The organism is Paraburkholderia sp. BR10937 (assembly GCF_040965695.1).
GTDB lineage: Bacteria > Pseudomonadota > Gammaproteobacteria > Burkholderiales > Burkholderiaceae > Paraburkholderia.
Genome location: NZ_JBFRCL010000007.1, coordinates 198,245 through 207,390 on the forward strand (window position 1 = coordinate 198,245; position 9,146 = coordinate 207,390).

General features: G+C 68.2%; 6 protein-coding genes, 2 pseudogenes and 1 riboswitch. Of the genes and pseudogenes, 7 read left to right on the forward strand and 1 reads right to left on the reverse strand.

Features of this window, described 5'->3' with window-relative positions:
• The first annotated feature begins 26 nt into the window (after nt 1–26).
• From AB4Y44_RS08725 to AB4Y44_RS08755, 7 genes and pseudogenes are all read left to right on the forward strand, one after another.
• A complete protein-coding gene (locus tag AB4Y44_RS08725) occupies nt 27–557 on the forward strand; it encodes a disulfide bond formation protein B (protein ID WP_342924131.1) in 531 nt (176 codons plus the stop codon).
• A gap of 383 nt (nt 558–940) precedes the next feature.
• Nucleotides 941–2,497 (forward strand): xanthine dehydrogenase small subunit, encoded by a 1,557-nt coding sequence (xdhA, locus tag AB4Y44_RS08730; protein ID WP_368699242.1) that lies wholly within the window; start codon nt 941–943, stop codon nt 2,495–2,497.
• Nucleotides 2,494–4,878, forward strand: a complete 2,385-nt coding sequence (gene xdhB / locus AB4Y44_RS08735; protein WP_368699243.1) for a xanthine dehydrogenase molybdopterin binding subunit — start codon at nt 2,494–2,496, stop codon at nt 4,876–4,878. The genes xdhA and xdhB overlap by 4 nt, the downstream gene beginning before the upstream one ends.
• Nucleotides 4,879–4,996: 118 nt before the next feature.
• Nucleotides 4,997–6,055, forward strand: coding sequence for a xanthine dehydrogenase accessory protein XdhC (gene xdhC, locus AB4Y44_RS08740; protein WP_342924128.1), 1,059 nt, complete (start codon nt 4,997–4,999; stop codon nt 6,053–6,055).
• A 40-nt stretch (nt 6,056–6,095) separates the two neighbouring features.
• Nucleotides 6,096–7,157, forward strand: a complete 1,062-nt coding sequence (locus tag AB4Y44_RS08745; RefSeq protein WP_368699244.1) for an adenosine deaminase — start codon at nt 6,096–6,098, stop codon at nt 7,155–7,157.
• A 193-nt stretch (nt 7,158–7,350) separates the two neighbouring features.
• The gene (guaD, locus tag AB4Y44_RS08750) at nt 7,351–8,658 is read left to right on the forward strand and encodes a guanine deaminase (RefSeq protein WP_368699245.1); all 1,308 of its coding nucleotides are present in this window, start codon (nt 7,351–7,353) and stop codon (nt 8,656–8,658) included.
• A 46-nt stretch (nt 8,659–8,704) separates the two neighbouring features.
• A riboswitch (yybP-ykoY riboswitch) is annotated at nt 8,705–8,851 on the forward strand.
• 115 nt (nt 8,852–8,966) lie between these two features.
• Nucleotides 8,967–9,044 (forward strand): annotated as a pseudogene (locus AB4Y44_RS08755) (TMEM165/GDT1 family protein); the annotation flags it as partial.
• On the opposite strand, the pseudogene AB4Y44_RS08760 reads toward AB4Y44_RS08755, so the two are convergent.
• A pseudogene (locus AB4Y44_RS08760) lies at nt 9,020–9,146 on the reverse strand (DUF4136 domain-containing protein); the annotation flags it as partial. The pseudogenes AB4Y44_RS08755 and AB4Y44_RS08760 sit on opposite strands and share 25 nt — an antisense overlap.

Genomic DNA, 9,146 nt, shown 5'->3' on the forward strand with positions numbered 1-9,146 from the left:
CCAGATAACCCGAACGAACGAGCCTCATGAACGACGATAACGCGCTGTTGCGCCGCGAGCGCGGCCTGCTGGTCCTCCTTGGCCTGATCTGCCTCGCGCTCCTGGGCGGCGCCCTGTACTTCCAGTATGTCGAGCATCAGGACCCGTGCCCGCTGTGTATTCTCGGGCGCTATTTCCTGATCCTGATCGCGGTCTTCGCCTTTCTCGGCGCGCGTATGACGAGCTGGCGCGGCGTGCGCGTGCTCGAAGCGCTCGTGGTGCTTTCGGCGGTGGGCGGTGCGATTGCGTCCGCGAAGCTCGTCTGGGTGCAGGCGTTCCCCAACTACAGCTGCGGTTTCGACACGCTGCAGCCCATCGTCGATGGCCTGCCGTTCGCGCACTGGCTGCCCGGCGTGTTCAAGGTCCAGGGTCTTTGCGAAACCACCTATCCGCCGACGCTCGGCCTGACCATGCCGGTGTGGTCGCTGCTCGCCTTCATCATCGTGTTCCTGGCCGTGATCCTGAGCCTGTGGCGCAACCGGCGCCGCCAGGTGTCGTGGCCCGGCATCCGCCGCTGACCGGCTAAAGGGCGCGCCGTGCCTGGTCAAGCTCCACTGGCCCCTTCCGGCTCACCCGCCTCATCCGCCGCCCGGCCATCGGGCGGCGCGCCCCGGCAGCGCGATTTGCGCGTCAGCCTCGCACGGCAGGCTCGAATCGCGCACGACGTCCGCACGTTCCCCGCCCTTCCGGCGCGCTCGCCGCACGCGGGGGCCTTGCACGGCCATACACGCCGTGACGGCGTCATGACCCAACTCACATAACCCCCATCTTGCGGGGGAAATACTTTCCTGCGGCAAGCGGTGCTATCTTCGGAACTGGATGGCGATCTACGTGCGCGAGGCCGGTGTTGGCGCGCCCCTCTCGTAACGCGCGCCTGATCCGCAATGTCCCCGGGTTCACCATGACAACGCAAACCATCCGCTTCCTCCACCGAGGCGCCGTGCACGAAGTGCGCGACCTGCCTCCCACGCGCACGGTGCTTCAGCATCTGCGCGAGGATCTGCATGCCTGCGGCACCAAGGAAGGCTGCGCGGAAGGCGACTGCGGCGCGTGCACGGTCGTCGCAGGCGAACTCGACAGCGCAGGCCATCTTGCGCTCAAGGCCGTCAACGCGTGCATCCAGTTCCTGCCGACCCTCGACGGGCGCGCGCTCTACACCGTCGAAGACCTGCGCCAGCCGGACGGCGCACTGCACCCGGTCCAGCAGGCGATGGTCGATTGCCACGGCTCGCAGTGCGGCTTCTGCACGCCGGGCTTCGTCATGTCCTTGTGGGCGCTGTACGAGAACCAGCCCGCCGGCGCGGGCCTGCCGACCCGCGAGGAAATCAACGAGGCGCTCTCGGGCAACCTGTGCCGCTGCACCGGCTACCGGCCGATCATCGAAGCGGCGCTGCGCATGTTCGACGACACCTGCCATGTGCGCGTGGCGCTCGATCGCGCTCGCGTCGAGGCGCAGCTACGCGCGCTGCAGCGCACCGGCACCTTCGAATACCGCGGCTCCGACGTGCGAGGCGCCGCGCACGGCGCAAGCACGTTCTACGCGCCGCGCACGCTCGCCGACTTCGCGGCGCTGCGTGCCGCGCATCCTGACGCGCGCGTGCTCGCGGGCAGCACCGATATCGGCCTGTGGGTCACGAAGCAGTTCCGCGACCTTGGCGACCTCATCTACACCGGCAACGTCGCGGAACTGACGAGCGTTTCGCGCGACGCCCAGACGCTCACGATCGGCGCGGCCGTTTCGCTCGAAGCGGCCTACGCCGCGCTCGCCATCGATTACCCCGAACTCGCGGAACTGTGGGCGCGCTTCGCCTCGCTGCCCATCCGCAACGCGGGGACGCTCGGCGGCAACGTCGCGAACGGCTCGCCGATCGGCGACTCGATGCCCGCGCTGCTCGCGCTCGACGCCACGCTCGTGCTGCGTCATGCGGCGCGCGTGCGCACGCTGCCGCTCGCGGCCTTCTACACGGGCTACCAGCAGAACGCGCTCGAAGCCGGCGAATTCGTCGAAGCGGTCCGCGTGCCCCGGCCCACGCCGACACTGCGCTTTCGCACCTACAAGGTCTCGAAACGCTACGACCAGGATATCTCGGCGGTGTGCGCCGCATTTGCACTCGACGTGCGCGAGGACGGCACACTCGCGAGCGCACGTATCGCCTACGGCGGCATGGCCGCGATCCCGCAGCGCGCAACGCACGCCGAAGCCGCGCTCACCGGCGCACGCTGGGACGAAGCCAGCGCGCAGCGCGCGATGGATGCGCTCGCCACCGACTATCGGCCGCTCACGGACATGCGCGCGAGCGGCGCGTACCGCCTGAAGGTCGCGCGCAATCTGCTGTGGCGCTGCTGGCTCGAAACGCGCGACGACGCTCCGCTCGCGCTGTGCGACGTCAACGCGTTCGCTTTCGCCGAAGGCGACGACGGCGGCCTCGTCGACGCTGCCGCCGGAGTCACGCCATGAACGATCAGGCCGAAGCGCTCGTCATGCGCCCGCAAAAAGGCGATGAGCACGCCCACGAGCGCGCGCTCGGCGCGCCGCTGCCGCACGAATCCGCCGATGCGCACGTGAGCGGCGAGGCGCGCTACACCGACGACATCCCCGAACTGCACGGCACCGTGCACGCGGCGCTCGGCCTTGCGCGCCATGCTCACGCGCGCATCGTCGCGCTGGATCTCGAACGCGTGCGCTCGTCGCCGGGCGTGCTTGCGGTGCTGACGGCCGCCGACATCCCCGGCGAGAACGACTGTGGCCCGGTCGTGCACGACGATCCGGTGCTCGCGAGCGATGTCGTGCAATACCTCGGGCAGCCCGTGTTCGCGGTGATCGCCACGAGCCACGAACTCGCGCGCCGCGCCGCGGCGCTCGCCGCGAGCGAAGACGTCGTGCGCTACGCGCCGCTCGAGCCCGTTCTGAGCATCGATGAGGCACGCGCGCGCCAGCACTACGTGCTGCCGCCGCTGCGTCTCGTGCGCGGCGCGCCCGATGCGGCGCTCGCCGCTGCGCCGCATCGCCTCGCGGGCACGTTTGCCGTGGGCGGCCAGGAGCAGTTCTATCTCGAAGGTCAGGTGGCCTACGCGCTCCCGCAGGAGCAGACCGGCATGCTCGTCTACAGCTCGACGCAGCACCCGAGCGAAATGCAGCAGGTCGTCGCGCATCTGCTCGGCTGGCCCGCCCATCGCGTCGCCTGCGAATGCCGGCGCATGGGCGGCGGCTTCGGCGGCAAGGAATCGCAGTCGGCGCTGTTCGCGTGCGTCGCCGCGCTCGCGGCGCACAAGCTGCAGCGCCCCGTGAAGCTGCGCGCGGATCGCGACGACGACTTCATGATCACCGGCAAGCGCCACGACGCGCTCTACACGTACGAAGCGGGCTACGACGACGAAGGACGGCTGCTCGGCGCGCGCGTCGAGATCGCGCTGCGCGCCGGCTATTCCGCCGATCTTTCGGGCGCGGTCGCCACGCGCGCGGTCTGTCACTTCGACAACGCCTACTTTCTTTCGGATGTCGAAATCGTCGCGCTCTGCTGCAAGACGAACACGCAGTCGAACACCGCGTTTCGCGGTTTCGGCGGCCCACAAGGCGCGCTCGTGATGGAGGTGATGCTCGACGACATCGCGAGAGCACTCGGCCGCGATCCGCTCGATGTGCGGCGCGCGAACTATTACGGCATCGGCGAGCGTGATGTCACGCCGTACGGCCAGCGCGTGGAGGACAACGTGCTCGCACCGCTCACCGACGAACTGCTCGCGTCGAGCCGCTATCACGAGCGCCGCGCGGTTATCGCCGCGTACAACCGCACGAGCCCCGTGCTCAAGCGCGGCCTGGCGCTCACGCCGGTCAAGTTCGGCATCTCGTTCAACGTGCCGCATCTGAACCAGGCGGGCGCGCTCGTGCATGTGTACCGCGACGGCTCGGTGCTCGTGAACCACGGCGGCACCGAAATGGGCCAGGGGCTCAACACCAAGGTCGCGCAGGTCGTGGCGGGCGCGCTCGGATTGCCGCTCGCACGCGTGCGCGTGAGCGCCGCCGATACCTCGAAGGTCGCCAATACGTCGGCCACGGCGGCCTCCACGGGCAGCGACCTCAACGGCAAGGCCGCCGAAGACGCAGCGCTCACGATCCGCGCGCGCCTCGCGGCATTCGCCGCTGCACAATACGGCGGTGCGCCCGAAGACGTCGCGTTCGAAGATGGCCAGGTGCGAGCGAACGGTAAGGCGATTGCGTTTGGCGACTTCGTCGAACTCGCCTACATGAAGCGTGTGCAACTGTGGTCCGATGGCTTCTACGCCACGCCCAAAGTGCATTGGGACGCGCGCACGCTCACCGGCCATCCGTTCTACTACTTCGCCTATGGCGCGGCGGTCTCCGAAGTGATCGTCGATACGCTCACGGGCGAATGGAAGCTCGTGCGTGCCGACGTGCTGCACGACGCGGGCCAGTCGCTCAATCCGGCCATCGATCTCGGCCAGGTAGAAGGCGGCTTCATCCAGGGCATGGGCTGGCTCACGACCGAGGAGCTTTGGTGGAACCGCGACGGACGGCTCATGACGCATGCGCCGTCCACCTACAAGATTCCTGCTGTGAGCGACACGCCCGAGGCATTCAACGTGAAGCTCTATCGCAGCGGCGGCAACGACAACGTCGAACCGACGGTGTTCCGCTCGAAGGCCGTGGGGGAACCGCCCCTGCTGTTGCCGTTCTCGGTGTTTCTCGCGATTCGCGACGCCGTGGGCGCAGCGGTGCCCGAGGCGCGCGAGGCCGCGCCGCTGCGTGCGCCTGCGACGCCTGAAGCGATTCTCGATGCGCTGGACGCGCTACAGACAAGCAGCCGCAAAATGAACTGACCGCGCGAACCTGGCGGCGCCTCGCACACTCCAACCGCGAAGCGCAGCCCGCGCGAAGCCACGAAGATCAACCGGCGGCACAGGCAAGAACGTGCCGCCCCGTAGGGAGAAGCGCCAGATGCAAACCTGGCTTTCCGATCTGCAGCAACTGCTCGCGCACGGCGACGCCGCCGTGCTGGTCACCGTTGCGCGCGTCGAGGGATCGGCGCCGCGCGAGGCCGGCACGAAGATGATCGTCACGCGCGAAGCGGCCCGCCACACCATTGGCGGCGGCCACCTCGAATGGAAGGCCATCGAAATCGCGCGCCAGGTGCTGCGCGACGGCATGCGTACGCCGCACGCGCGGCGCCTCGAGCGCCTCGCGCTCGGGCCGAGCCTCGGCCAGTGCTGCGGCGGCGCCGTGGTGCTCGCGTTCGAGCGCCTCGACGTGGCCGACCTCGGCTGGCTCGCCACGCTCGCGCGCCGCCTCGCGGCAGGCGCGTCGACCGTGCGTAGCGTATCATTTCGCTCCTCGCGGAACGGGAGCCCGGAAGGTGAAGGCACCGCAGCCGATCCGGCCATGCTTTCCGAGCCGGAGCCGGGCGTGGAAGCGCCCGACTGCCTGCTGTGGGAAACGGGCGGCGCACTGCTCCTCACCGAAACCATCGCGCCGAACGACTTCCCCGTCGTGCTGTTCGGCGCGGGCCACGTGGGCGCGGCGCTCGTGCGCGTGCTCGGCACGCTGCCCTGCCGCGTGCTGTGGGTCGACGAGCGCGACGCCGCGTTTCCGACGCCCGAGGCGTTTGCACTGCTGAACGCGCCCAACGTCGCGATCGACGCCAACGACGCGCCCGACGAAGCCGTCGACACGGCCCCGCCCGGCACGAGCTTCATCGTGATGACGCACGATCATTCGCGCGACCTCGATCTCGCCGAGCGCATCCTGCGCCGCGGCGACTTCGTGTTCTTCGGCATGATCGGCTCGCACACGAAGCGCAAGCAGTTCGAGCACCGGCTCGCCGCGCGCGGCATCGATCCCCTGCAGATCGCGCGCATGAACTGCCCGCTCGGCGTGGACGGCATCGTCGACAAGTCGCCCGAGGTCATCGCCGTGTCGGCCGCCGCGCAACTGCTGCAGGCGATCGAAGCGGCGAAGCTGGCAAGCGCGGCGCATGCCCCCGCCACCCATTCCGCGTGATGTCAAACACTGAAGCACCCATAAGCGAATCGAACCGAACATGACGATCACGACCACCGCCCATACCGCCGCCAACGCAAAAGCGCTCGTCGACAAGGCCGCCAATGCGCCGAAGGCCGAGCTGCACATCCATATCGAAGGCTCGCTCGAACCCGAGCTGATCTTCGCGCTCGCCCAGCGCAACAATGTCAAGCTCGCCTACGACTCGATCGACGCGCTGCGCGCCGCCTACGCGTTCACCGACCTGCAGTCGTTCCTCGACATCTACTACGCGGGCGCGAGCGTGCTGCTCTCGGAGCAGGACTTCTACGACATGACGATGGCGTACTGCGAGCGCGCGCTCGCCGACAACGTCGTGCACACCGAAATTTTCTTCGATCCGCAGACGCACACCGAACGGGGCGTGCCGATCGAAACCGTGGTCGCCGGCATCGACCGCGCGCTTGCCGACGCCGAAAAACGCGGCCTCACGAGCAAGCTGATCCTGTGCTTCCTGCGCCACCTGAGCGAAGCCGATGCGCTCGCCACCTTTGAAGCCGCGCGCCCGCTGTTCGAGCGCTATGCGCGCCTGATCGGCGTCGGCCTCGACTCGTCCGAGCGCGGTCATCCGCCTTCGAAATTCGAGCGTGTGTTCGAGCAGGCGCGAGCGATGGGCCTGAAGCTCGTCGCGCACGCGGGCGAGGAAGGCCCGCCCTCCTACATCTATGAAGCGCTCGATCTGCTCAAGGTCGACCGCGTCGATCACGGCGTGCGCAGCATCGAAGACGCGGCGCTCGTCACGCGTCTGGCCGACACGCGCGTGGCGCTCACGGTGTGCCCGCTCTCGAACACCAAGCTGTGCGTGTTCGACGACATGACGCAGCACACGCTCAAGGCCCTGCTCGACAAGGGCGTCGCGGTGACCGTCAATTCCGACGACCCCGCCTACTTCGGCGGCTACGTCAACGAGAACTACCGCGCCATCATCGAAGCGCTCGAGCTCGACGACGACGAGGTGTACACGATCCTGCGCAACGGCTTCGAGGCTTCGTTCGTGACGCCCGAAGAGCGCGCCGCGCTGATCGCAAAGCTCGACGCGAACTGGAGTCGCGCAACGGCTTAACGCGTGGACTCAGGCGCAGACTAAAACGCGGCCTCGTCCGCACAGCAAGCCCCAGCCCGGGCTGTCACACGAATCCGGTCCAGCGCGCGAGCGCCGGACCGTGGGCCCTCTCGCGCCGCAATTTCAGGAGCGGCATGCGTGATGCGGGGCATGCATTGGACGAATACCTGAATTTATCGGAGACGAAGTTCCCATGACTCAATCGGCTTACCGCGCAAAATTGTTGACGTTCACCGGCGACCCTGCGCAATCGTCCGACGCCGCTGTCTTTGACGAAGACGGCGTCGTGATCGTCGAAGACGGCCACGTGGTCGCCTCGGGCGCGTGGTCCGCGCTCAAGTCGCGCGTCGATGAAAACGCGACGGTCCACAATCTGCGCGACAAGCTGATCGTGCCAGGCTTCATCGACACGCACATCCACTATCCGCAGACGGACATGATCGCCTCGCCCGCGCCGGGTCTGCTGCCGTGGCTGAACACGTACACCTTCCCGACCGAGCGCGGCTTCGAAAACGAAGCGGTGGCGCAGGACACGGCGCGCTTTTTCGTCGACGAACTGCTCGCCTGCGGCACGACTACGGCGCTCGTGTACTGCACCGTCCACAAGCAGTCCGCCGACGCGCTCTTTACCGCGAGCGAAGCGAAGAACCTGCGCATGGTCGCGGGCAAGGTGCTGATGGACCGCCATTGCCCCGAGTTCCTGCGCGACACGCCGCAAACGGGCTACGACGACAGCGCCGAGCTGATCGAGCGCTGGCACAACCGCGGGCGCCAGATGTACGCGCTCACACCGCGCTTCGCGCCCACTTCGACCGAGGCGCAGCTCGAAGCGTGCGGCGCGCTCGCGAAGGCGCATGGCGACATCTTCATCCAGAGCCACGTGGCCGAGAACCCCGACGAGGTGAAGTGGGTCAAGGAACTGTTCCCGGACCATCGCAGCTACCTCGACGTGTACGATCACTACGGACTCCTGCGCAAGCGGGCGGTGTATGGCCACTGCATCTGGCTCGACGACGAAGACCGCCGCCGCATGGCGGATACGGGCACCGTCGCCGCGCACTGCCCGACCTCGAACCTGTTCCTCGGCAGCGGCCTGTTCGACTTCGACAAGGCAGGCGAATCGTCGATGCCCGTGACGCTCGCCACCGACGTCGGCGGCGGCACCTCGTTCTCGATGCTGCAAACCATGAACGAGGCGCACAAGGTCGCGCGCATGGGCGGCCACCACCTCACGGCCACGCGCATGTTCTGGCTCGCGACGGCGGGCGCGGCGCAGGCGCTGGATCTCGCCGACAAGATCGGCACGCTCGCGCCCGGCAGCGAAGCGGACTTCGTCGTGCTCGATGCGCGGGCCACACCGCTGCTCGCGCGGCGCACGGCGCGCGCCGAGTCGCTCGAGGAATTGCTGTTCGCGCTCGCCCTGCTCGGCGACGACCGCGCCGTGTTCGAGACCTACGCGGCAGGCAAACGGGTGCACAGCCGCGACGGGGCGCGCCGCTGAAAGCCCCGCCCAGCGCGGGTTGCAGGAAAAAGCGCGATACTGTGGTCCGCGCTTCATTGGGGAGTAGCCGCCTCGCATCGCGCCGCAGCGCCGGTCTTCGGATCCGGGGCTTGCCGCGCGCGAATTCGCGGGGGCGTCCGTCAACAGACCTGGCCTGTACGGCCATGGCGGACGCAGCCTTTGTCCCGGGCCTGGCGAGACCGATGACCCACGACCGCCGCCACAGGGCCCGGCGGTTCGTGGGTCGTCGCTCGCAAACATCACGGCCCGAGGATCCATCAGAACGTGAACCAAGCCTTCCTGGTCTCGGCGCCACGGTGGTGGCCTTCTTTCTCGCGGAAATGGGCGACAAAACGCAGATCGCGACCGTCACCGTGTCGGTGCGGCTGCCGTAGGCGAGGCCCACGAGATAGCGCGCCTGCGGCTCGGCCACGAGGCGGAACGCGTGCATGGCGAGCCCGTTGGCGACGAACTGCTCGTAGGTGCTC

Bases quoted from the DNA above. Each gene is read 5' to 3' on its own strand.
- AB4Y44_RS08745 (WP_368699244.1), top strand. From the start codon at position 6,096: ATGACGATCACGACCACCGCCCATACCGCCGCCAACGCAAAAGCGCTC.
- xdhC (WP_342924128.1), top strand. From the start codon at position 4,997: ATGCAAACCTGGCTTTCCGATCTGCAGCAACTGCTCGCGCACGGCGAC.
- xdhB (WP_368699243.1), top strand. From the start codon at position 2,494: ATGAACGATCAGGCCGAAGCGCTCGTCATGCGCCCGCAAAAAGGCGAT.
- xdhA (WP_368699242.1), top strand. From the start codon at position 941: ATGACAACGCAAACCATCCGCTTCCTCCACCGAGGCGCCGTGCACGAA.
- guaD (WP_368699245.1), top strand. From the start codon at position 7,351: ATGACTCAATCGGCTTACCGCGCAAAATTGTTGACGTTCACCGGCGAC.
- AB4Y44_RS08725 (WP_342924131.1), top strand. From the start codon at position 27: ATGAACGACGATAACGCGCTGTTGCGCCGCGAGCGCGGCCTGCTGGTC.